Below are 21293 nucleotides of genomic sequence, written 5' to 3' on the forward strand. Positions count from 1 at the left end.
GGTGCGCCATGTTCGACCTGTCCAATTTGATGATCCCCGCCATCCTGTTCTTCGGGCTGGGGTTTCTCGCGCGCATCATCAAGTCCGACCTGCGCTTTCCGCCCGATCTGGCGAAGGCGCTGTCGATCTACCTGCTGATCGCCATCGGGCTGCACGGGGGCGTGGAGTTGGCCGAGGCCACGCTCGGGTCGGCCTTGAGCGCGGTGGGCGCGGCGCTGGCGCTCGGCTTCGGATTGCCGTTGCTGGCCTACGCCATCCTGGTCATGTTGGGGCGCATCGACCGCCTGAACGCCTCGGCGATCGCGGCACACTACGGCTCGGTGAGCGCCGGCACCTTTCTCACCGCGATTGCCTTCCTGCAAAGCCTGGGCGTGCCCTACGAGAGTTACCCGGTGATCATGCTGGCGATCATGGAGTCGCCGGCCATCATCGTGGGGCTGGTGCTCGCCAAGCTCTCGCGCCGGGTCGAGCCGGGTGCCGAGGCCGCGGGCAACGGCGAGACCCGCGAGCTGCTGCGCGAGGCACTCACCAACGGCAGCGTGCTGCTCCTACTCGGCGGCATGTTCATCGGCTACGCGGCCCAGCCCGAGGCGCTGGCGTCCATCAAGCCGTTCTATACCGAGATCTTCATGGGCGCGCTGTCGCTGTTTCTGCTGGAGATGGGCATGGAGGCGGCGCGGCGCATCGGCGCGTTCCGCAAGGTGGGGCTGTTCCTGACCGGCTTCGGCATCGTGATGCCCCTGATCGGCGGGGCGGTGGGGCTCGCGCTCGGACACTGGGTGCTGGGGTTCAGCGTGGGCGGCACCACCCTGGTGGCCGTGCTGGGAGCGAGCGCCTCTTACATCGCGGTGCCGCCCGCCATGCGCCTGGCGATCCCGGAGGCCAATCCCTCCTACTATCTGACCCTGGCGCTGGGCATCACCTTCCCGTTCAACGTGCTGTTCGGCATCCCGCTCTACTATTACCTGGCGCGCTTGTTGGGCGCCTGACGCTAGCGAGGTCCTCATGCCCCAGATCCCGACCTACCCCACCAAGGTGGTGAACGTGATCGCCAACGCCGAGCGCGAGCGGCGCCTGATCGAGACGGCCGAGAAGTACGGCGCCAGCGGCTACACCGTCATGGAGGTGCGCGGTGGCGGCAGCACCGGCGAGCAGGCCGGTGTGCTCGATTCGGACACCAGCATTCTCTTTATGATGATCGTCTCGCAGGAGAAGGCCGAGAACCTGCTCGCCTCGCTGCACCGCATGATCGGGCGCGGCCACCGCATCCTGGTGTTTGTCACCGATGCCGAGGTGTTGCGCCCCGAGAAGTTCGGCGGGGGCATTTTTACGGTCTGATTCCATCCAGGCTGGATGGCGCAGAGCACGCGCGGGCCGTTGCCGCGAGAAGGGGCGTCTCAGCCGGCTTCGAGCAGCGAGGCGGCGTGCGCCAGGGTGAACTCGTGGAAGGCCTGCGCGACCCGCGAGAAGCGTTTGCCCTCCGGGTACACCAGGTACCAGTGGCGCAGGATGGGGAAGCCCTCCACGTCGAGTACCACCAGGCGCTCGAGCTGGAGCTCCATCTCCAATGTATGCAGTGACAGCACCCCGAGGCCCAGCCCGGCCTGCACGGCCTGCTTGATGGCCTCGCTGCTGTTCATCTCCTGGCCGGTGTTGAGCCGCTCGCCGTGTTCCTCGAAGAAGCGTTCGGTGGCACCGCGTGTGCCCGAACCGGCCTCGCGGATGATGAAGGTCTCCTCGCGCAGGCGCGTGAGAGGGATGGCGCGCTCGCGCGCGAGCGGATGGTCGGGCGGGGCCACCATCACCAGCGGGTTCTCCATGAAGGAGTGTGCGACCAGGTCCTTGCCGGGCGGCTGCCCCATGATCGCCATGTCGATGGCGTTGGCGCCGAGCAGGTTCAGCAGCCCCTCGCGGTTGGTCACCTCGAGGTTCACCAGCACCCCCGACTGCTTCTGGCAGAAGGCCGCAATCAGGCGCGGGATGAAGTAGTTGGCGGTACTGGCCACGGCGATGGTCAGGCGCCCGCGGCGCAGCCCCTTCATCTCGTCCAGCACCATCTCGGCCTCGGCGAGCTGCTGGGCAATGGTGCAGGCGTAGTGGTACATCTCGCGCCCGGCCTCGGTGAGAAAGATGCGCTTGCCCAGTTGCTCGAACAGCGGCAGCCCGACGTGCTCCTCCAGCTGCTTGATCTGCATCGACACCGCGGGCTGCGTGAGGTGCAGTTCCTCGGAGGCGCGGGTGAAGGACAGATGGCGTGCCACGGCCTCGAAGGCCTTGAGTTGGCGGAAGGTGAAGTTCATCATGCGGCGCCTCGTTCGATCGCGGTCACAAAAAAGCCCGGCTGGGGCTGGCGCCGGGGCGCCGACCCGGGTACGCTGCGCGCGCCGCCCGGGTAGCGGCACACCACATAAGCGATGGGTTATGGTAACAATCATAAGAAATGATTGTTAATTATGAAACCGCTCGCGTACGTTTACCCCACCAGAGTCTTCATCAGCTTCTTGCCTGCGGCCACGGCGGCCGACGCTCCGGCGACCGCAGGCCCTATTAGCCGCGGCCTTGGGCCGCACCGTTTTCTGTCTGTTAGGACTTTCAACTGAGGAGTCGCCCATGGCCGTTAAGAAATACAGCGCCGGCGTGAAGGAGTACCGCCACACGTACTGGACGCCGGAATACACCCCGCTCGACACCGACCTGCTGGCGTGCTTCAAGATCACCCCGCAGCCGGGCGTGGATCGCGAAGAGGCCGCCGCGGCCGTGGCTGCCGAGTCCTCCACCGGTACCTGGACCACGGTGTGGACCGACCTGCTCACCGACATGGATTACTACAAGGGCCGCGCCTACCGCATCGAAGACGTGCCGGGCGACGACGAGTCCTTCTACGCCTTCATCGCCTACCCGATCGACCTGTTCGAAGAGGGCTCGGTGGTGAACGTGTTCACCTCGCTGGTGGGTAACGTGTTCGGCTTCAAGGCCGTGCGTATGCTGCGCCTCGAGGACGTGCGTTTCCCGATCGCCTACGTGAAGACCTGCGGCGGCCCGCCGCTGGGCATCCAGGTCGAGCGCGACGTGATGAACAAGTACGGCCGTCCGCTGCTCGGCTGCACCATCAAGCCCAAGCTCGGTCTGTCCGCCAAGAACTACGGCCGCGCCGTGTACGAGTGTCTGCGCGGCGGTCTGGACTTCACCAAGGACGACGAGAACGTCAACAGCCAGCCCTTCATGCGCTGGCGCCAGCGTTTCGACTTCGTCATGGAGGCCATCCACAAGGCCGAGGCCGAGACCGGCGAGCGCAAGGGTCACTACCTGAACGTGACCGCGCCGACCCCGGAAGAGATGTACAAGCGTGCCGAGTACGCCAAGGAGATTGGCGCGCCGATCATCATGCACGACTACATCACCGGCGGCTTCTGCGCCAACACGGGCCTGGCCAACTGGTGCCGTGACAACGGCATGCTGCTGCACATCCACCGCGCCATGCACGCCGTGATCGACCGTCACCCCAAGCACGGTATCCACTTCCGCGTGCTGGCGAAGATCCTGCGTCTGTCGGGCGGCGACCACCTGCACACCGGCACCGTGGTGGGCAAGCTCGAAGGCGACCGCGCCGCGACCCTGGGCTGGATCGACCTGCTGCGCGAGTCCTTCATCCCCGAAGACCGTAGCCGCGGCATCTTCTTCGACCAGGACTGGGGCTCCCTGCCCGGCGTGTTCGCCGTGGCCTCCGGTGGTATCCACGTGTGGCACATGCCCTCGCTGGTCACCATCTTCGGCGACGACTCCGTGCTGCAGTTCGGCGGCGGCACCCTGGGCCATCCCTGGGGCAACGCGGCCGGCGCCGCGGCCAACCGCGTCGCGCTCGAGGCCTGCGTGCAGGCCCGCAACGAGGGTCGTGAAGTCGAGAGGGAAGGTAAGGAGATCCTTACCGCCGCCGCGCAGCACAGCCCCGAACTCAAGATCGCCATGGAGACGTGGAAAGAGATCAAGTTCGAGTTCGACACGACGGACAAGCTGGACGTGGTCAACAAGTAAATCGAGCGACGCGCGGGCGGTGCGCCGCCCGCGCCTCCACTAGAAGGATACCGACATGGCTGAGATTCAGAGCTACAAGCAGTCGCAGAAGTACGAGACCTTCTCGTACCTGCCGCAGATGAACGCCGACCAGGTGCGTCGCCAGATTCAGTACATCATCGCCAACGGCTGGAACCCGGCGATCGAGCACAGCGAGCCTGAGAACGCGTTCGGTCACTACTGGTACATGTGGAAGCTGCCGATGTTCGGCGAGCAGTCCGTCGACGCGGTGCTGGCCGAGGTGGAGAACTGCCGCCGCGAGTACCCGGGGCAGATGGTGCGCATCATCGGTTACGACAACTACGCGCAGAGCCAGGGTATGGCTTTCGTGGTCGACCGTGGTGGTCGCCGGTAAGCAGCGATAAGTCGCGTGCGCCCGGGCGTGCCGGCCCGGGCGCACCCGATGTCCCATTGAACAAAGAACCCGAAAGGAACCGTCATGAGTGATGCGACAGCTCAAGCCTCCAGCGGCCGCGCCCTTGCACTAGCCCGTCGCAAGGCGATGTCCACCGCCGGTAAGGCCGGATTGGCCGCCATCGGTCAGGCGCCCGCCAAGGCCGCGCAGCCTCCGCGCCGCGCCGCCGCGAGCGCGCCCGCCGCATCGGCGCCGGCCGCGCCCGCTGCCTCCGGCAGCAGCGCCCGGCGTCCCGCGCGCACTCAGGCGGCTTCCGCCCCGACGGCACCGCCCGCCGGCGCCTCGAACGGCCGCGCCGCCTCGCTTGCGCGCCGCCGTGCCATGTCGACCAACGGCAAGGCGGGTTTGGGCATGGCCAGGGGCGGCGCCCCCTCCGTGCAGAAATTGGTCGAGGCCGTCGCGGGCGACGGCGTCGACTGCTCCAACCTCTCCGGGCGCGAGATCTGCCGCCTGCGCCGCCAGGCGCTTGCGCAGGGCGGCAAGGGCGCGCTGCAGGCCGCCGCGGCCGCCAGTGCGCCGCGCGAGGAGCGCAAGGAAAAGAAGGGCGGCTGCGGTTGCGGCTGCAACGGTAAGAAGATGACGGCCGAAGGGGTGTGCGCCACGGAGCTCGGGCAGCGCGATGCGCCGCTGGCCGAGGCCGCGGTTGAGGCGGGGCTGGATGCCGTATGCGAGATCGCCGATCGTGAGGACGGGGCCGAGCCGGGTCCGGCGATGTCGGCGGTGCGCGCGCTGTGCATGGCGCGCCGTCAGGCGCTCGCCAGCCGCGGCAAGAGCGCGGTGAACAAGGCCAAGCGCCTCGCCAAGGGCCCCATGGGCGGCCAGCAGGCGTGGCAGGCGGCCGCGGCCAAGGGTCTGAACGGGCGCGATCTGGCCCGTGCCCGGCGCGCCGAGTTGTGCGCCGTGGGCCGTGGCGACGCGCCCGAGTGCCGTCCCACGGGCCGCGTGCGGCCGCAGGGCGGGCCGGTCAAGGTCGAGGAAGGCACCACGCTGAGTGGCCAGCGCGTGAGCGGCACCCAGGTGGAGCGCGCCTCGCGCATCACCGGGTCGGAGTCCGGCACCTGCCGCGCAGTCACCGGTACCGAGTACATCGGTGCCGAGCAGTATGACGCCTACTGCGGCACCCGTCCCGCCCCGAATGCGCCCAAGGTCGGCGTGCGCGAGACGCTGCGCGGCCAGGGCGTGAGCGGCACCGAGGTCGGGCGCAGCGTGAAAGTGACCGGGGACGAGGCCGGCACCTGCCGCGCCATCACCGGCACGGAATACATGGGCGCGGACGAGTACGCCGGCTTCTGCGGCGGACGTCCGGCGCCCGCCGCGCCGAAGGTGGGCGAGGCCGCCACCCGGAAGGGTGGGCGCATCTCGGGCACCACCGTGGGCCGCAGCGTGAAGGTCACCGGCGACGAGCCGGGATCGTGCCGCAGCATCACGGGCACCGAATACCTGAACGAAGCCGCGTCGGAGGTACCCTGCGTGGGAAAAACTGAAGGCGGTCCGCAGAAGGTGGGCGTGATGCACACCCTCACGGGCCGCGCGGTCTCCGGCAGTGCGGTGGGGCGTTCCGTGAAGGTAACGGGTGACGAGCGCGGGGGCTGCAAGTCCGTGACCGGCACCGAGTACATCGGCTCCGAGGAGTACACGGAGCTGTGCGCCACCCGTCCGGCGCCAACGCCGGCGAAAGTCGCGCGCAGCACGACCTTCGCGGGGCTGGGGGTGACCGGTGCCGCAGTGGGGCGCGACGTGAAGGTGACCGGCGACGAGGCTGGGTCCTGCGCGCGGCTGACCGGCTCGCAGTACTACACGGCGAGTGACTTCGGCGGCCTGTGCGAGACGCCGACGGGTCAGGGTCCGCGCAAAGTGGGCGTGATGCACACCCTCAAGGGGCGCGAGCTCTCCGGTACCGAGGTGGGTAGCTCGTCCAGGGTGACCGGCGATGAGTACGGCGGCTGCAAGCCGATCACCGGCACCGAGTATGTCGGCTCCGAGCACTACGACGCCTTTTGTCCCAGCACGCGCCCGGAGGCTACGCCGGAGAAGGTGACCGTGTCGCGCACCTTCAACCAGCAGGCCGTGTCGGGCACCGCGGTGGGCCGCTCGGTGAAGGTGACGGGTGACGAGTATGGCGCGTGCAAGCCGGTGACCGGCACCGCGTATATCAGCCGCGAGCAGTATCAGGAGTTCTGCGAGGCCTCCGCGGTGGTGCAGGCCCAAGAGCGGGTGCGGGCACAGCGCAGCACCCCCGCCGCGGCCATCACCGGCAGCCAGCCGGAGCTGGTCGGGCGGGTGACGGGCGCCGAGCGCGGCGCCTGCCAGCCGCTGACCGGCGCGCCCTATGTGGGGAGCGACGAGTACGCCGCAGCGTGCGCGAGCAATCAGCAGGCGGCGGCGGTGCATCCGCGCCTGCAGCCCGAATACGCGGCGCCGCGACCGGCCGCCGCGCCGGCGCCCGAGCCGCTGCGCGCCGGTGGGTTTTCGGTAACGTCCCCGGCCCGCGCGGCCTGGGAGCGTCGCACGAGCGGCGTGACGGGTACCGCCTACGGCGACAGCGGGCACATCACCGGGCCGGTGAACAAGGCGGCCGGGCTGGTGTCCGGCACCCCCGAGTTCCGCTATCGCGATGAGCGGGTGCCGCACGCGCAGGCGCCCGAAGCGGCCCCGGCCGCGGCCCCGGCTCAGGCGGGCGGCCGTATCACCGGCAACGGCAGCGAGGACGGTGTGACGATCACCGGCGACAGCTGGCAGCGCGGTGAGCGCGTGACCGGCACCGAGGGTCCCTTCGGACGGCGCAACATGACGCTGCGCGGCGATCCGCGCGGCCAGGGGCGCAGCGCATCGGCCTACAAGGAGCTGGAGCGCCCGGAGGTGCCGCCGAGCAAGATCACCGGTAGTTCGGGGAACACCAGTGGCGGTTCGCTGGTGACCCTGTCCGGCGGTGCACGCGGTTAAGCCAACACACGATCTGAGGAGTACACCAGGGAATGCACCGCCGCCGCGACAGAACGCCGCTGGGCTCGCGCTACACCGCACCGGTTGGTTTGGGCGCTCAACCGGCCGTCGCGCCCGCGGCACCGGCCGCCGGTCTGGGGTCGGTGGCGGAACAGGTGTCGGCAGCCACGCCGGGCGCCCAGGTGCTGCGCCCCGAAATGGGGATGACGCCCGGGCACCCGCTGACGGATGTGGAGGGCAACGCCGCGCTGCTGGCCTATGAGCGCTCGATCAAGGGGCGGTTCGCGCAACTGGTGCCGACCCTCAAGTGCATCTCGGGCATGCAGCACGACGGGGACTTCGAGGCGCAGGCGCAGGCGATCGCGCGCCAGGAGCTGGGCTTCGAGCTGCCGAAGCAGGTGCTGGAAGATGCGTGGGTGGATCAGCTCGATATGCGGGCCCTGTTCGCCTACGGCATGTTCCACATGTTCGAGCAGGTGGTGAACGAGTTTTGGAAAGACCACGAGGACTTGCAGGCCGAGGCGGAGCGGGCGATGGCCTACTTCCTCGACTGCGACTTCCACGAGGTGGACATCACGCCGTGTTCGGACGGGCGCTTGATGGGGCTGATCCGCTACGTGCTGCGCGTGCCGCACCAGGCGGTGCGGGTGCGCAGCTACGCGGGTGCGATGTTCGATATCGAGTCCGATGTGCGGCACTGGACCAAGCGTGAACTGATCCGCTTCCGCGAAGGGGTGCCGAACACGGCCGATACGCCGACGCGCTATCTGAAGGTGGCGGCGTATCACTACAGCAGTTCGAACCCGGCCCACGAGGGCTGCGCGGCGCACGGCAGCAACGAGCGCGATGCGGCGGAGGCGGCGCTGAAGCGCCTGCGTGAGTTCCGCCAGGCGATACAGAACACGTATTGCTGCGGCGCCTCGGTGGACACGCTGCTGATCGGAGTGGACACGGACACGGACGCGATCAAGGTGCACGTGCCCGATGCGGATACGCGCATGAGCGTTTACCGCTACGTGGACAGTGCCGAGCTCTATCGCGAAACGCAGGGCATGGATGCCCAGGCCGCTGCGCTGCGGGTGTACCAGGCGATCCAGCAGGCGATCGAGACCGGCGGCTGGGGTGCCGGCAACGGACCGCCGCACGAAGGCATGCTGCGGCTGATTTCGCAGCTGCTGGTGAACAACATGTCGCAGATCGACTACGTGGCGTCGCATCATGCGGGCCGCTACGCGGACATCGGGCACAAGGAGCTGTTCGTGATCGCCGGCGACGGGTTCGAGGAACTGCAGATTCGCAATATGGCGTACTTCGCGAACCTGGACACGGTGGAAGAGGGTGCGGCCGACCTCGACGTGGGCATCAACAAGATTTTCAGGAAACTGAACGCATCGCACGGGCTCCCGATCCCGGTGATCGTGCACTACCGCTACAACGGCAACGTGCCGGGGGCGCGCGAGCGTGCCACCGAGCACTGTCGGCGGGTCAAGCGCGCGATCGAGGCGCGCTACACCGACCTCGCAGAGAAGGGCTTGCTGTTCTGCTGCATGTTCATTCGAGAGAAGACGCGCGGCAGCCGTCTGGAACCGGTGGAAGGTTGTTGAATGAAGATCTGCAAGGTTGAAAAGACACTGGTCTCGACCAATCGCATCCGAGACCTCGGTCATCGGCCCCTGCTGGTGGTGCGCGAGAAGGCCAATGGCCCGCGCACGGTGGCGGTGGACGCGGTCGGTTGCGTACCGGGCGACTGGGTGATCGTGGTGGGTAGCTCCGCCGCCCGCGAGGCCGCGGGCAGCAAGGAGTACCCGAGCGACGCCACCATCGTCGGCATCATCGACTACTGGGAAGAGGAGTAGGCGGTGGAGATCATGCGCGTGGTGGACGAACTGGTGGTGACGCGGCGCGTGCCGGGTCTGTACAGCGCCTCGCTGCGCGTGCTCGCCGACGCGAAGGGCAACTTCGCCGTGGCGGTGGATCCGGTGGGTGCGCATCCGGGCAACTGGGTGTTCACCATCAGCGGATCGGCTGCGCGCTACGCGCTGGACGAGCGGGCGACGACGACCGATTTGACCATCGGCGGCATCATCGATCACTGGGACGAGGGTGGTCGCGAGACGGAGAGTAAAGGCAACAAAGGCGGCGAGGGCGACGCCGAAGCTGGACCGGAGCGCCGACACAAGGCGGCTTGATTTTCTTTTTCAACTTTATCGTTAGGAGTACGTGAAATGGCGAACGAACGTTTTGGTGTGGCCCTTGGCATGATCGAAACCCGCGGCCTGGTGCCCGCGATCGAAGCGGCTGACGCGATGACCAAGGCTTCCGAGGTGCGGCTGATCGGCCGTCAGTTCGTGGGCGGCGGTTACGTGACGGTGCTGGTGCGCGGTGAGACCGGTGCGGTGAACGCGGCGGTGCGTGCCGGTGCGGACGCCTGCGAGCGCGTCGGCGACGGCCTGGTGGCCGCGCACATCATCGCGCGCGTGCACTCCGAGGTGGAGAACATCCTCCCCGAGCGCGTCGAAAAGTAAGACGAATCACAATCAACTTCAGGAGTTAGTGAAATGGCGAACGAACGTTTTGGTGTGGCCCTTGGGATGATCGAGACCCGTGGTCTGGTGCCCGCGATCGAAGCGGCTGACGCGATGACCAAGGCTTCCGAAGTGCGGCTGATCGGCCGTCAGTTCGTGGGCGGCGGTTACGTGACGGTGCTGGTGCGCGGTGAGACCGGTGCGGTGAACGCGGCGGTGCGTGCCGGTGCGGACGCCTGCGAGCGTGTGGGCGACGGCCTGGTGGCCGCGCACATCATCGCCCGCGTGCACTCCGAGGTGGAGAACATCCTCCCCGAGGCCGTGGAAAAGTAAGACGCGTTACAAGACGGAGTTGAGACAATGGCAAACGAGCGTTATGGCGTAGCGCTGGGCATGATCGAGACGCGTGGCCTGGTGCCCGCGATCGAGGCGGCCGATGCGATGACCAAGGCTTCCGAAGTGCGGCTGATCGGCCGCCAGTTCGTGGGCGGCGGTTACGTGACGGTGCTGGTGCGTGGCGAGACGGGTGCGGTGAACGCCGCGGTGCGTGCCGGTGCGGACGCCTGCGAGCGTGTGGGCGACGGCTTGGTGGCCGCGCACATCATCGCGCGTGTGCACTCCGAGGTGGAGAACATCCTACCGGAGGCTCCCTAGCGCTCGACCCCGCAATCCCTCCGGCAGGTGCGCCCTGCCGGAGCGGTTCGGGTTCCGGTTCGCGCAGGACGCCGCTGGTCAGTTAACGAGGATACGACGATGGCGAACGAACGATTTGGTGTGGCGCTCGGCATGATCGAGACGCGTGGTCTGGTGCCCGCGATCGAGGCGGCGGACGCGATGACCAAGGCCTCCGAGGTGCGGCTGATCGGCCGTCAGTTCGTGGGCGGCGGCTATGTGACCGTGCTGGTGCGCGGTGAGACCGGTGCCGTGAACGCCGCGGTGCGTGCCGGTGCCGATGCCTGCGAGCGTGTGGGTGACGGCCTGGTGGCGGCGCATATCATTGCGCGTGTGCACCAGGAGGTCGAGGCGATCCTGCCGACCGACCCGACGGGGACCGACGCCGACGGCCGCGATGGCCGTGTAGCGGCGGCGAGCTAACCGGGGCGACGCATGTCGGGCGATCCGCGCATCATCGGATTCCTCACCCGCGCCCTCAGCCATGAGTTCGGCGCGCTGCAGCAGTACCTGATGCAGGCCAAGCTCACCGCCGCGTGGGGGCTGGGCGACGTCAGCGCCGCGCTGCGCCAGGACGTGCAGGAAGAGACCGGCCACGCCGAGCGGCTGATGGAGCGCATGCTGGTTTACGGCATCACGCCCAACGCCACCCAACTTGCGCCGGTGCGCCTGGGGCGTTCGCTGGCGCAGCTGCTGGAACTGAACCGGCAGTTGGAGTTGGACGCGGTACGCCTTTACGACGAGGCGGCGGCCTATTGCGCGCGCGTGCGTGCGCACGACGATGAGCGCCTGTTCAGCGAGATCCTGCGCGACGAGCTCGGCCATGTGCGCGAGATCGAGGCGCAGATGGCCAAGCTGGGGCAGGGCGCAAGGAGCGGCAGCGGTGGCTGATGTGGCGATACCCGCAGGCTGGGACGAATCGCGGGGCAATGCCCCCGCGCTGAACCGGCGGTTCGACTTTCCGGCCTACCGCGCGACGCGCGACTTTCTCGACCGGCTGGCCGACCTGTCCGAGGCCGAAGATTACTACCCGAACCTCGGGTTCGGTACCACGCACGTGAACGTCACGATCAATGCGCGCGACGGTTCGGCCCTGGGCGAGGCGGACGTGCGCTTCGCCGCGGCGGTGGACGCGTTGTACCAGGACATGGCGTGATGGGATATGCTGCGGCGGAGCCGCTCGGCGCTTCGCGGGCCTCCGCGCGAGGCCCTCGATGGCGGGAAGGTGAGGCAGGGTGTCCGCCTCCTTCGCGCCGCTAGCGGCCGAGCAGCCGTCGAAACAGGCGGCACATTCCTCTGCCGGGAAGCCCGATGGAGCTTCCTCAGCCGACAAGGACGCGCAGACGTCCGAAGGAGCAGCCGTGGCATCGCGTGTAATCGCCGTCGTCAATCAAAAGGGTGGGACGGGCAAGACCACCCTAAGCATGAATCTCGCCGCCGGGCTCTCGCGCCGGGGGCGCACCCTGGTGGTCGACGCTGACCCGCAGGGCTCTGCGACGCAGTGGGCGCGCCTGTCGAGCGAGTCGAAGCCCTATCCCGCCTCGGTGGTGGCGGTGGCCGGGCCGCTGGGACGTGAGGTCGCGCGGTTTCGCGACGACTACCGCTACGTGGTGGTCGACTGTCCGCCCACGCTGGAATCCGGCGCGGCGCAGGCGGCGATGGGCGCCGCTGATCTGGTGCTGATTCCGGTGCTGCCCTCTCCCATGGATCTCTGGGGCAGCGTGCGCATGGCCAAGGCCCTCGACCAGGCGCGCACGGAGAACGATCGTCTGGCGGCCTATCTTGTAGTCAACCAGGTGGAGATGCGGAACGCGCTGTCGCGTGCCATGGAGCAGGCATTGGCGGAGTTCGATATCCCCGCTCTGGAGAGCAAGTTGCAACGCCGCGCGGTGTACCGCAATACGGCGTTGGAAGGCAGTTCGGTGTACGAGTACGGCAAGCGCGGCGAGGCCGCGGCGGCCGAGATCGACGCCCTTATCGAGGAGGCGGTACGAGCATGAGCAAGCTGCACGACAAACTCGCGGCCGGTGTGCGTCAGGCCAAGCAGGACCAGGACGATACCAAGCCGAGCGCAGGGAAGGATGCAGGTAAGGCCGAGGCGCCGCGAAAGGCCGACAGCAAGCCGGCCGCGCCCCGGCGCCAGGGCAAACGGGGCGAGGAGCGCGAGGACGCGCAAATGCCCGAGCCGAACCTGGACGACCCCTGGGCGAACCTGTACCCCAAGCGCGTTTGGCCTGACTGAACGCCCGGCGCGCCTAGGACTGCATGCCCGGTGCGCCAAGGCTCAGCGCCCGGTGTGCGCCTAGCCGGCGCCGATCGACGCAACACTCAACGACAGGCGGCGGCGCCGCCTGCTCGGTGCGCACTACCCGTTTGACGGAGAGACGAGATGCACGACGCGATCCGCGACTACGAGATCACGGAGGAGCCGTACTACCGGCCAGTAGCCGACGAGGTGGCGCTGTATGAGGCCGCTTACTCGGTGCGCATGCCCATGATGCTGAAAGGCCCCACGGGCTGCGGCAAGACGCGCTTCGTGGAGTATATGGCCTGGCGTCTGCGCAAGCCGCTGATCACCGTGGCGTGCAATGAGGACATGACGGCATCGGATCTGGTCGGGCGCTTTCTGCTCGACGCCTCCGGGACGCGCTGGCAGGACGGTCCGCTGGCGCTCGCGGCGCGCTATGGTGCGATCTGTTACCTCGACGAGGTGGTCGAGGCGCGTCAGGACACCACGGTCGTCATCCATCCGCTGACCGACAATCGGCGCGTGCTGCCGCTGGAGAAGAAGGGCGAGTTGATCCACGCCCACGAGGACTTCCAGGTCGTCATCTCCTACAACCCCGGCTATCAGAGCCTGATGAAGGATCTCAAGCAGTCCACCAAGCAGCGCTTCGGCGCGTTGGACTTCGACTATCCGGAGCACGGCCTCGAAGCCGAGATCGTGGCCCACGAGAGCGGCGTGAGCACCGACGTCGCCGGCAAGTTGGTGAGCGTGGCCGAGCGCGCGCGCAACCTGAAGGGGCACGGCCTGGACGAGGGCATCTCCACGCGCATGCTGGTGTATGCCGGCTCGCTGATCTCCAAGGGTGTGGACCCGCTCGGCGCGTGCCGTATGGCGCTGGTGCGTCCGATCACCGACGACCCCGACATGCGCGACGCGCTGGACGCGGCGGTCACCACCTTCTTCTGAACGCGGGACACCGCGCACGCGGTGTCTGCGTGGCCCGGCCATGAGCATTCATCTCGAAGACTACAGCGAGATCCTCGAGGACCTGGGGGAACACGCGGCCGACGTGCTGCGCGGCGCCTGGCACGAGGCCACGCGCGTCTTCTCGCCGTACGGGCTCAAGACCTACTACCTCGAAGGCGCGCGCGGCCTGCATTCGCTGGGCCGCGGGTCGGATATCGTCATCGCCTTCATCGAAGAGGCCCCCGAGGTCGCGCGTGAGATCGGCGAGGACGCCGTCGGCGAGCTGCTGAACGCCACCATCCGCATGTACTCCAAGACCAGCGCGGCGGTCATCGCGCTGGTCGTCGGCACCAGCTCCACCGCCGCCCGCCGCCTGGCGGACCTTGAGCTCTTCCGCGGTTACCTGCGCCTGCTCGACACGCTGCTCGCGCAGGCCCCGCGCGGCGTGCGTCCCATGCTCGAGCGCCTCGATACGCTGCTCGGCTACCTCACGCTCGGCGGCCTGCGCCGCTGGGCGATGTGGGGCGCGCACGCACACAAGCTCGACTTCGAGGCGCAGGTCGCCTACTTCAGCCTGGCCACACCCGAGGCGGAGGCGGTGCTGCAGAAGGAGCGGCGCGGCACGCTGTTCGTGGACGTGCAGCGGCGCATCAATATCTACCTGCGCGCGCTGTGGGCCCGCGATTTCTACATGAAGCCCACCAGCGGCGACTTCGAGTCGCGCGAGGGGTACCGGCCCTATATCGAGGGCTTTCTGATGCACCTGCCCGATGCCTACGACGACATCGAGGACATCGGCGGACAGCATCTGTATCGCGCGGCGGCGGCGCACGCCGCGGCGCACATGGTGTACACGGTCGCCAACATGCCCGGCGAGAAGCCGAGCGGTGTGGTGCGCGCGTTGGTGGAGTTGCTCGAGGACGCGCGCGTGGAGGCGCTCGCGCTGCGTAAGTTTCCCGGGCTGCGACAGATCTGGCAGCCGCTGCACCGCGCCTCGCCCGACGATGGCGAGGCCCCGGCGGTCCTGCTGGCGCGCACCGCGCGCGCCTTGCTGGATGGCGACTATGCCGATCCGCATCCCTTCGTGGCGCAGGCGCGCGCGGCCTTCGCGGCCCGGGACGCGGACCTGGAGAGCAATACCGTGAGCTGGGAGCTCGGCCACGAGCTGGCCGACGCCTTTCCGGTCAGCGGCGGGTTCAATGCCGAGCGCGAGTATCCCGACATCGCGTATCGCGACGACAACCGTTATGTCTGGGAGTACGGCGCCCAGACCGAGGAGTTCGAGCGCGTGCAGCTCGGCCTCGGGCGCCAGCAGCGGCGCTACGTGACGCTCACGGAGATGTTGAACACCCTCGACGTGCCCTACGCGGGCGACGACGCGGAGGAGATTTGGGTGCTGTCCACGGAGTTCTTCCGCGATTCCGAGGACACCAGCATCAACGAACAGGAGGGCAAGCCCCCGCTCGCGCTGCCCGCTCACTACCACGAGTGGGATTATCAGATGCAGCTCGAGCGCCCGCACTGGTGCACCGTGCTCGAGAAGCGCCCGCCCAGCGGCGACGTGGGCGTCATCGAGGCCATCGCGGACAAGCACAAGCCGCTCATCGGCCGCCTGAAGTATCTGATCGAGGCGATGCAGCCGCAGGGTGTGCAGCGCCTGCGCAAGCAGCCCGAGGGCGACGAGCTCGACGTCAATGCGCTGGTGCAGGCGATGGTCGACGTGCGCATGGGCCATCAACCCGACCCGCGGGTGTACATCCGCAACCTGCGCAAGGTGCGCGATCTGTCGGTGCTGGTGTTGATCGACCTGTCCGAGTCCACCAACGAGACGGTGGCGGGGACCGACACCACGGTGCTGGATCTCGCGCGCGAGGCGACCGCGCTGCTCGCCGACGCGCTCGACCGCATCGGCGATCCCTTCGCCATCCACGGCTTCGACTCCAACGGGCGCCACGACGTCGAGTATTTCCGCTTCAAGGACTTCGATGTCCCGTATGACGACAAGGCCAAGGCGCGCCTCGCCGGCATGACCGGGCAGCTGTCCACCCGCATGGGGACCGCGATCCGCCATGCGGGCACGGTGCTGCGCCGCCAGCCGACCAACAAGAAGCTGCTGCTCATCGTCACCGACGGAGAACCGGCGGACAATGATGTGCGCGATCCGCAGTACCTGCGATTTGACGCCAAGCGCGCGGTGGAGGAGGTGGCCAAGCACGGGGTGTACACCTTCTGCATGAGTCTCGACCCGCGCGCCGACGAGTATGTCGAGCGCATCTTCGGCGCCCGCCACTTCATGGTGCTGGACCACGTGGCGCGGCTGCCGGAGAAGCTGCCCATGCTCTATGCCGGACTGACGCGCTAGGGATACTCCGAATCAAGCCCTCCTGCGGATCTCAGTCCATAATCGCGTCCGTCGAGCATGGCGGAAACCCCCTTCTTGTGTGGCAGTTTCCACGCTCCGCACCAGCGTGCGCCGTGGGTTCCGACTCGAGGGCGCCCAGGCTTCCGTTTTGCGCGCCGGAATGCGATTCTTGGGCCAGCTTATTGCGTTTTAGGAGCATTTCCCGATGGCGAAACCCCTAGTCGGCGTCATAATGGGTAGTCAAAGCGACTGGCCGGTGATGCAGCACGCCGTCGAGCAGCTCAAGAACCTGGGCGTGGCGTACGAGGCGCGCGTGGTATCCGCGCACCGCACCCCCGATCTCTTGTTCTCCTACGCCGAGACGGCCGCCGAGCGCGGGCTCAAGTGCATCATCGCCGGTGCGGGCGGGGCAGCCCACCTGCCGGGGATGCTGGCGGCCAAGACGCTGGTGCCGGTGCTCGGCGTGCCGGTGACCTCGCGCAATCTGAAGGGCCTCGATTCGCTGCTGTCCATCGTGCAGATGCCCAAGGGCGTGCCGGTCGCGACCTTTGCGATCGGCGAGGCCGGTGCGGCCAACGCGGGCCTGTTCGCCGCGGCGATGCTGGCGCGCGAGGACGCCGCGCTCGCCGAGCGCCTGCAGAGCTTCCGCGCGGAACAGGAGCAGGCCGTGCTAGACACGCGCCTGCCCGACCCGCCATGACCGCGCCCATGATCCTCCCCGGCTCGACCCTGGGCGTGCTGGGCGGCGGCCAGCTCGGGCGCATGTTCACGGTGGCGGCCCGCACCATGGGCTACCACGTGGTGGTGCTCGATCCCGATCCCGACAGCCCGGCGGGGGCGCTGGCCAGCGAGCACCTGTGCGCCGATTACCGCGATGCCGGCGCGCTGGCGCGCATGGGCGAGATCTGCGCCGCGGTGACGGTGGAGTTCGAGAACGTCCCCGCCGACAGCCTCGCCTACCTGGCCGATCATTCGCTGGTGCGTCCCGGGCCGCAGGCGCTCGCGCTGGTGCAGGACCGGCTGCAGGAGAAGACCTTCCTGGCCTCGCGCGGGTTTCCCACCCCGCCGTTCGCGGTCGTCGAACAGGCGAGCCAGGCCGAGGCGGCCTTTGCCCAGGTCGGTGGCGCCGGGGTGCTGAAGGTCAGCCGCTTCGGCTACGACGGCAAGGGGCAGGCGCGGGTGGCGGACGCGCGCGAGGTGGCCCAGGCCTTCGAGGCGATGGGCCGTCAGACCTGCGTGCTGGAGCGTTTCCTGGATCTGGAGGCCGAACTGTCGGTGGTGCTGGCGCGCGGGGCGGACGGCGCCGTGGCCGCGTTTCCGGTGGTGGAGAACCAGCACCGGCACGGCATCCTCGACCGCAGTCTATGTCCGGCCCGGGTGGAGCCGGCGGTGGCCGATCAGGCGCTGCACATGGCGCAGGCCATCGCCGAGGCCCTCGACTACTGCGGCGTGATGGCGGTGGAGTTCTTTCTGCTGCCGCAGGGGCGTCTGGTGGTCAACGAGATCGCGCCCCGGCCGCACAACAGCGGACACTTCACCGGCGACGCCTGCCTCAGCAGCCAGTTCGAGCAGCAGGTGCGGGCGCTGTGCGGCCTGCCGCTCGCCCCCACCGAACTGCACACGCCGACGGTGATGGTGAACCTGCTGGGCGATTCGTGGTCGGAAGGGGAGCCGGATTGGGGCGCGCTGCTGCGTCACAACCGGATCAAGCTTCACCTCTATGGCAAAGGCGCCGCGCGCCCCGGCCGCAAGATGGGGCACTACAACTGCCTGGGGCCGCAACTCGCCGACGCCATCGCGCTCGCCGACCGCACGCAACAGGCCCTCAAAGGTGGTCGCTGGACTGACTAAACTGATACTTTTGGCGCAGCGGTTCGGCCGGACTGGCGGCTACCGCGCCTGCCTTGTAATTCCTCACTAGGAGGCCTCGTTTGCACGGTCTGCTCGAACTGTCCACTTGGGGGTATGTCGCCGTCGCGCTGGCGCTGACGCACCTCACCATCGTATCCGTCACCGTCTACCTGCACCGCCACCAGGCGCATCGCGCGCTGGACCTGCACCCGGTCGTGGCGCACGCGTTTCGCTTCTGGTTGTGGCTGACCACCGGGATGGTCACCAAGGAGTGGGCGGCGGTGCACCGCAAGCATCACGCCCGCTGCGAGGGGCCGGAGGATCCGCACAGCCCACAGGTGGCGGGTATCTGGCGCGTGCTGTTCGGCGGCGCGCTCCTGTATCGGCGTGAGGCCCAGAACCGCGAGACGCTGGAGAAGTACGGTCGCGGTACGCCCGATGACTGGCTGGAGCGCCGTGTGTACGGCGCGCACCCCGCCCTCGGCATTCTGCTGATGCTCGCCGTGAATGTGGTTCTCTTCGGCGCGGTCGGCCTGCTCATCTGGCTGGTGCAGATGGTGTGGATCCCGTTCTGGGCCGCCGGCGTGATCAACGGGGTGGGCCACTACTTCGGCTACCGCAACTACGAGTGCCCGGACGCCTCGCGCAACATCTTCCCCTGGGGCATCCTGATCGGCGGCGAGGAGCTGCACAACAACCATCACACCTACGCCAGCTCGGCCAAGCTCAGCTCCAAGTGGTACGAGTTCGATATCGGCTGGATGTACATCCGGCTGCTCGAGACGGTCGGCCTCGCGCGGGTCAAGAAGGTGGCGCCCAAGCCGGCGCCCCTGCACGCCGCCCAAGCCGCGCAGGCGCTGCTCGCCAACCGCTTCCAGTTGATGGCGCAGTATGCCCGCCATGTGGTGGCGCGGGTGCACCGCGATGAGCTGCGCGAGGTGGCCGACCCGCGTCGGCGCAGCCTGCTGCGCCGGGCGCGCCGCCTACTGGTGCGCGACGAGACCCTGCTGGACGAGCGTCGGCGCGCGCGCTTGGCGGCGGCGCTGGCGGACAGCCCGCGGCTGGAGGCGGTGTACCGCTATAAGGAGCAGTTGCAAGGGATCTGGCGCCAGTCGGCCCGCACGCAGGAGCAGCGTTTGAACGACCTGCTCGCGTGGTGCCGCGAGGCCGAGCGCAGTGGTGTCCGTGCCCTGCAGGAGTTTGCGCAGACACTGCGCGCCCATTGCGCGACGCAAGTCGGCACCCTGGCGGCGTCGTAACCGGTACCGGAGCGCGGGCTGCGCCGCCTGCGTTTTTTTTGGCCACAGACAGGCGATCCCGCAGCCGCGTGCGCAGCCCCGGCGCGGTACGTCGAGGACGGGCACGGCCTGATGGCACTCTCCGCGACCACCTACAAGGTCGAACTCGACCTGAGCGACCTCGACCGCGGCGTGTTCGAGGCGCCGCGCTTCACGCTCGCGCGTCACCCGTCCGAGACCGTCGAGCGGCTGGTGGTGCGCATCCTCGCCTATGCGCTGTGGTACGAGCCGCAGCTCGCCTTCGGGCGCGACCTTTCCGACAATACCGAACCTGCTCTGGTGCACGTCGGCCTCGACGGGCGGTTGCTGCACGGGATCGAAGTGGGGCAGCCCGATGCCGAGCGGCTGGTGCGCAGCGCGCGCCGGGCCGAGCGCTTGTCCCTGCTCGCCTACGGCAATGTGCGCGTATGGGCCTCGCGCACCCTCCCGCTGCTGGAGGGCGTGTCGAACCTCGCCGTCGCCGCGGTGGAGGCGGACGCGCTGGCCGATCTGGCGCGGGACCTCCCGCGCAACCTGCGCTGGGGGGTGATGATCAGCGAGAACAGCTTGTTCGTGACCGACGCGCGCGGCCAGCACGAGGTGCCGCTCGAGTGGCTGCGCGGCCAACGCAGAGCAGACTGAGCACGCTGCGCAGACCCGCGCCCCAATAAAAAGCCCGGCCGGAGCCGGGCTTTATTCAGCGCGCGAGTGCCGCGGCTGATTACTTGATCTTGGCTTCCTTGTACATCACATGCTTGCGCACGACGGGATCGAACTTCTTGATCTCCATCTTTTCCGGCATGGTGCGCTTGTTCTTGGTCGTGGTGTAGAAGTGGCCCGTACCGGCGCTGGAAACCAACTTGATCTTGTCACGCATGACGGAGCTCCTTTATACCTTCTCGCCGCGGGCGCGCAGGTCGGCCAGAATCTGGTCGATACCCAGCTTGTCGATCATGCGCATGCCCTTGGTGCTGATGCGCAGCTTCACCCAGCGGTTCTCGCTCTCAACCCAGAAGCGGTGCGTCTGCAGGTTGGGCAGAAAGCGCCGACGCGTCTTGTTGTGCGCGTGCGAGACGTTGTTTCCAGACATCGGGCCCTTGCCCGTGATTTGACATACCTTCGACATCGCCCAATCTCCACGGAATACCGGTCGCCGCGGCCTGGCCACGGACAAGAACGCGACATTGTAGTGGAGCGGCGATGCTCTGTTCAAGGGCTAGTTTGGGTCGCCGCTGCCGGCTGCGTCACATCAGGCCGCGTTCGGCCAGGGAAACCGTCTCCAGGTCGCCCACGATGAAGTGGTCGAGCACGCGGATGTCCACCAGACCGAGCGCCTCGCGCAGGCGTTGCGTGATGGCGATGTCGGCGCGGCTCGGCTCGGCCACGCCGGAGGGGTGATTGTGCGCCAGGATCACGGCCGCCGCGTTCAGCGCGAGCGCCCGTTTCACCACCTCGCGCGGGTGCACGCTGGCGCCGTCGATGGTGCCGGTGAACAGCTCCTCGCAGCGGATCACCCGATGACGGTTGTCCAGGAACAAACAGGTGAACACCTCGTGCTGGAAGCCGCGCAGGCGGGCGCGTAGGTAGGTGCGGGCGTTGCCGGGGTCGGTGAGGGCCTCGCCGCGCGCCAGGCCCTCCATGAGGTGGCGGCGCGCCATCTCGAGCACCGCCTGCAGCTGGGCGTACTTGGCGTCGCCGAGGCCGGGGCAGGCACAGAAGGCGTCGAGCGGCGCATCGAGCAGGGCGCGCAGGGAACCGAAGCGGGCGAGCAGACCCCGGGCGAGGTCGACCGCGGTCTGGCCCCGGGTGCCCACACGCAGAAAGATGGCCAATAGCTCGGCGTCCGACAGGGCGCCGGGGCCGTCCTTCAGCAGCTTCTCGCGTGGTCGTTCGGCCGCCGGCCAGTCGGTGATGCGCATGGCAGCACGCTAGAGGGGGCGCCCTCGCGGCGCAAGCGTGCCCGTGTAGGGCGGTGCCGCATTTG

Annotated in this window: 26 protein-coding genes; 22 read left to right on the forward strand and 4 right to left on the reverse strand. The window is 68.2% G+C overall.

Features of this window, described 5'->3' with window-relative positions; genetic code table 11:
• The first annotated feature begins 8 nt into the window (after positions 1-8).
• Positions 9-989: a sodium-dependent bicarbonate transport family permease gene (locus HUS23_10480; GenBank protein ID QKT04203.1), complete on the forward strand. Its 981-nt coding sequence runs from the start codon at positions 9-11 to the stop codon at positions 987-989.
• A 16-nt stretch (positions 990-1005) separates the two neighbouring features.
• Positions 1006-1338, forward strand: a complete 333-nt coding sequence (locus HUS23_10485; GenBank protein ID QKT04204.1) for a transcriptional regulator — start codon at positions 1006-1008, stop codon at positions 1336-1338.
• A gap of 59 nt (positions 1339-1397) precedes the next feature.
• On the opposite strand, the gene HUS23_10490 is transcribed toward HUS23_10485, so the two are convergent.
• Positions 1398-2303, reverse strand: coding sequence for a LysR family transcriptional regulator (locus HUS23_10490; protein ID QKT04205.1), 906 nt, complete (start codon positions 2301-2303; stop codon positions 1398-1400).
• Positions 2304-2610: 307 nt separating this feature from the next.
• Between HUS23_10490 and HUS23_10495 the strand changes: the two genes are divergently transcribed.
• The 20 genes from HUS23_10495 (at position 2611) to HUS23_10590 (ending at position 19951) form a co-directional block, all read left to right on the forward strand.
• Positions 2611-4032, forward strand: coding sequence for a form I ribulose bisphosphate carboxylase large subunit (locus tag HUS23_10495; protein QKT04206.1), 1422 nt, complete (start codon positions 2611-2613; stop codon positions 4030-4032).
• Between the two features lie 55 nt (positions 4033-4087).
• The gene (locus HUS23_10500; GenBank protein ID QKT04207.1) at positions 4088-4426 is read left to right on the forward strand and encodes a ribulose bisphosphate carboxylase small subunit; all 339 of its coding nucleotides are present in this window, start codon (positions 4088-4090) and stop codon (positions 4424-4426) included.
• A gap of 147 nt (positions 4427-4573) precedes the next feature.
• Positions 4574-7429 carry a carboxysome shell protein gene (locus HUS23_10505; protein QKT05045.1) on the forward strand — a complete coding sequence of 952 codons (2856 nt, stop codon included), beginning with the start codon at positions 4574-4576 and terminating at the stop codon, positions 7427-7429.
• Positions 7430-7461: 32 nt separating this feature from the next.
• Positions 7462-9033: a carboxysome shell carbonic anhydrase gene (locus HUS23_10510; GenBank protein ID QKT04208.1), complete on the forward strand. Its 1572-nt coding sequence runs from the start codon at positions 7462-7464 to the stop codon at positions 9031-9033.
• Positions 9034-9285, forward strand: coding sequence for a carboxysome peptide A (locus HUS23_10515; GenBank protein QKT04209.1), 252 nt, complete (start codon positions 9034-9036; stop codon positions 9283-9285).
• 3 nt (positions 9286-9288) lie between these two features.
• Complete coding sequence (locus tag HUS23_10520; protein ID QKT04210.1) at positions 9289-9618, forward strand: carboxysome peptide B; 330 nt, start codon at positions 9289-9291, stop codon at positions 9616-9618.
• 36 nt (positions 9619-9654) lie between these two features.
• The gene (locus tag HUS23_10525; protein QKT04211.1) at positions 9655-9954 is read left to right on the forward strand and encodes a BMC domain-containing protein; all 300 of its coding nucleotides are present in this window, start codon (positions 9655-9657) and stop codon (positions 9952-9954) included.
• Positions 9955-9987: 33 nt separating this feature from the next.
• Positions 9988-10287: a BMC domain-containing protein gene (locus HUS23_10530; GenBank protein ID QKT04212.1), complete on the forward strand. Its 300-nt coding sequence runs from the start codon at positions 9988-9990 to the stop codon at positions 10285-10287.
• Positions 10288-10314: 27 nt separating this feature from the next.
• Positions 10315-10608: a BMC domain-containing protein gene (locus tag HUS23_10535; protein ID QKT04213.1), complete on the forward strand. Its 294-nt coding sequence runs from the start codon at positions 10315-10317 to the stop codon at positions 10606-10608.
• 99 nt (positions 10609-10707) lie between these two features.
• Positions 10708-11049 (forward strand): BMC domain-containing protein, encoded by a 342-nt coding sequence (locus HUS23_10540; GenBank protein ID QKT04214.1) that lies wholly within the window; start codon positions 10708-10710, stop codon positions 11047-11049.
• Between the two features lie 12 nt (positions 11050-11061).
• Positions 11062-11517 (forward strand): bacterioferritin, encoded by a 456-nt coding sequence (locus HUS23_10545; protein ID QKT04215.1) that lies wholly within the window; start codon positions 11062-11064, stop codon positions 11515-11517.
• A complete protein-coding gene (locus tag HUS23_10550; protein QKT04216.1) occupies positions 11450-11782 on the forward strand; it encodes a 4a-hydroxytetrahydrobiopterin dehydratase in 333 nt (110 codons plus the stop codon). Before HUS23_10545 ends, HUS23_10550 begins: the two co-directional genes overlap by 68 nt.
• Positions 11783-11987: 205 nt before the next feature.
• Positions 11988-12626 (forward strand): AAA family ATPase, encoded by a 639-nt coding sequence (locus tag HUS23_10555; protein QKT04217.1) that lies wholly within the window; start codon positions 11988-11990, stop codon positions 12624-12626.
• Positions 12623-12868: a histone H1 protein gene (locus HUS23_10560; GenBank protein ID QKT04218.1), complete on the forward strand. Its 246-nt coding sequence runs from the start codon at positions 12623-12625 to the stop codon at positions 12866-12868. The genes HUS23_10555 and HUS23_10560 overlap by 4 nt, the downstream gene beginning before the upstream one ends.
• 147 nt (positions 12869-13015) lie before the next feature.
• Positions 13016-13819 carry a CbbQ/NirQ/NorQ/GpvN family protein gene (locus tag HUS23_10565; GenBank protein QKT04219.1) on the forward strand — a complete coding sequence of 268 codons (804 nt, stop codon included), beginning with the start codon at positions 13016-13018 and terminating at the stop codon, positions 13817-13819.
• A 40-nt stretch (positions 13820-13859) separates the two neighbouring features.
• Positions 13860-16181, forward strand: a complete 2322-nt coding sequence (locus tag HUS23_10570) for a VWA domain-containing protein (GenBank protein QKT04220.1) — start codon at positions 13860-13862, stop codon at positions 16179-16181.
• 205 nt (positions 16182-16386) lie between these two features.
• Entirely contained in the window at positions 16387-16881 is a 495-nt protein-coding gene (purE, locus tag HUS23_10575) for a 5-(carboxyamino)imidazole ribonucleotide mutase (protein ID QKT04221.1), read from the forward strand.
• 8 nt (positions 16882-16889) lie between these two features.
• On the forward strand, positions 16890-18032 hold the full coding sequence (locus tag HUS23_10580) for a 5-(carboxyamino)imidazole ribonucleotide synthase (GenBank protein QKT05046.1): 1143 nt from the start codon (positions 16890-16892) through the stop codon (positions 18030-18032).
• 80 nt (positions 18033-18112) lie between these two features.
• Positions 18113-19291, forward strand: a complete 1179-nt coding sequence (locus HUS23_10585; protein ID QKT04222.1) for a transposase — start codon at positions 18113-18115, stop codon at positions 19289-19291.
• 111 nt (positions 19292-19402) lie between these two features.
• Positions 19403-19951: a YaeQ family protein gene (locus HUS23_10590; GenBank protein ID QKT04223.1), complete on the forward strand. Its 549-nt coding sequence runs from the start codon at positions 19403-19405 to the stop codon at positions 19949-19951.
• Positions 19952-20030: 79 nt separating this feature from the next.
• On the opposite strand, the gene rpmG is transcribed toward HUS23_10590, so the two are convergent.
• The 3 genes from rpmG to radC form a co-directional block, all read right to left on the reverse strand.
• Entirely contained in the window at positions 20031-20186 is a 156-nt protein-coding gene (gene rpmG / locus HUS23_10595; GenBank protein ID QKT04224.1) for a 50S ribosomal protein L33, read from the reverse strand.
• Positions 20187-20198: 12 nt separating this feature from the next.
• Positions 20199-20435 (reverse strand): 50S ribosomal protein L28, encoded by a 237-nt coding sequence (rpmB, locus tag HUS23_10600; protein QKT04225.1) that lies wholly within the window; start codon positions 20433-20435, stop codon positions 20199-20201.
• Positions 20436-20553: 118 nt separating this feature from the next.
• The gene (gene radC, locus HUS23_10605; protein QKT04226.1) at positions 20554-21228 is read right to left on the reverse strand and encodes a DNA repair protein RadC; all 675 of its coding nucleotides are present in this window, start codon (positions 21226-21228) and stop codon (positions 20554-20556) included.
• Positions 21229-21293: the final 65 nt, after the last annotated feature.

It is taken from the genome of Ectothiorhodospiraceae bacterium 2226 (genome assembly GCA_013348725.1).
Classification (GTDB): Bacteria; Pseudomonadota; Gammaproteobacteria.

Bases quoted from the DNA above. Each gene is read 5' to 3' on its own strand.
- HUS23_10480 (QKT04203.1), top strand. From the start codon at position 9: ATGTTCGACCTGTCCAATTTGATGATCCCCGCCATCCTGTTCTTCGGG.
- HUS23_10500 (QKT04207.1), top strand. From the start codon at position 4,088: ATGGCTGAGATTCAGAGCTACAAGCAGTCGCAGAAGTACGAGACCTTC.
- HUS23_10530 (QKT04212.1), top strand. From the start codon at position 9,988: ATGGCGAACGAACGTTTTGGTGTGGCCCTTGGGATGATCGAGACCCGT.
- HUS23_10580 (QKT05046.1), top strand. From the start codon at position 16,890: ATGATCCTCCCCGGCTCGACCCTGGGCGTGCTGGGCGGCGGCCAGCTC.
- HUS23_10560 (QKT04218.1), top strand. From the start codon at position 12,623: ATGAGCAAGCTGCACGACAAACTCGCGGCCGGTGTGCGTCAGGCCAAG.
- HUS23_10545 (QKT04215.1), top strand. From the start codon at position 11,062: ATGTCGGGCGATCCGCGCATCATCGGATTCCTCACCCGCGCCCTCAGC.
- HUS23_10490 (QKT04205.1), bottom strand. From the start codon at position 2,303: ATGATGAACTTCACCTTCCGCCAACTCAAGGCCTTCGAGGCCGTGGCA.
- rpmB (QKT04225.1), bottom strand. From the start codon at position 20,435: ATGTCGAAGGTATGTCAAATCACGGGCAAGGGCCCGATGTCTGGAAAC.
- HUS23_10495 (QKT04206.1), top strand. From the start codon at position 2,611: ATGGCCGTTAAGAAATACAGCGCCGGCGTGAAGGAGTACCGCCACACG.
- HUS23_10510 (QKT04208.1), top strand. From the start codon at position 7,462: ATGCACCGCCGCCGCGACAGAACGCCGCTGGGCTCGCGCTACACCGCA.
- HUS23_10485 (QKT04204.1), top strand. From the start codon at position 1,006: ATGCCCCAGATCCCGACCTACCCCACCAAGGTGGTGAACGTGATCGCC.
- HUS23_10565 (QKT04219.1), top strand. From the start codon at position 13,016: ATGCACGACGCGATCCGCGACTACGAGATCACGGAGGAGCCGTACTAC.
- radC (QKT04226.1), bottom strand. From the start codon at position 21,228: ATGCGCATCACCGACTGGCCGGCGGCCGAACGACCACGCGAGAAGCTG.
- purE (QKT04221.1), top strand. From the start codon at position 16,387: ATGGCGAAACCCCTAGTCGGCGTCATAATGGGTAGTCAAAGCGACTGG.
- HUS23_10540 (QKT04214.1), top strand. From the start codon at position 10,708: ATGGCGAACGAACGATTTGGTGTGGCGCTCGGCATGATCGAGACGCGT.
- HUS23_10535 (QKT04213.1), top strand. From the start codon at position 10,315: ATGGCAAACGAGCGTTATGGCGTAGCGCTGGGCATGATCGAGACGCGT.
- HUS23_10570 (QKT04220.1), top strand. From the start codon at position 13,860: ATGAGCATTCATCTCGAAGACTACAGCGAGATCCTCGAGGACCTGGGG.
- rpmG (QKT04224.1), bottom strand. From the start codon at position 20,186: ATGCGTGACAAGATCAAGTTGGTTTCCAGCGCCGGTACGGGCCACTTC.
- HUS23_10550 (QKT04216.1), top strand. From the start codon at position 11,450: ATGTGCGCGAGATCGAGGCGCAGATGGCCAAGCTGGGGCAGGGCGCAA.
- HUS23_10590 (QKT04223.1), top strand. From the start codon at position 19,403: ATGGCACTCTCCGCGACCACCTACAAGGTCGAACTCGACCTGAGCGAC.
- HUS23_10515 (QKT04209.1), top strand. From the start codon at position 9,034: ATGAAGATCTGCAAGGTTGAAAAGACACTGGTCTCGACCAATCGCATC.
- HUS23_10525 (QKT04211.1), top strand. From the start codon at position 9,655: ATGGCGAACGAACGTTTTGGTGTGGCCCTTGGCATGATCGAAACCCGC.
- HUS23_10505 (QKT05045.1), top strand. From the start codon at position 4,574: ATGTCCACCGCCGGTAAGGCCGGATTGGCCGCCATCGGTCAGGCGCCC.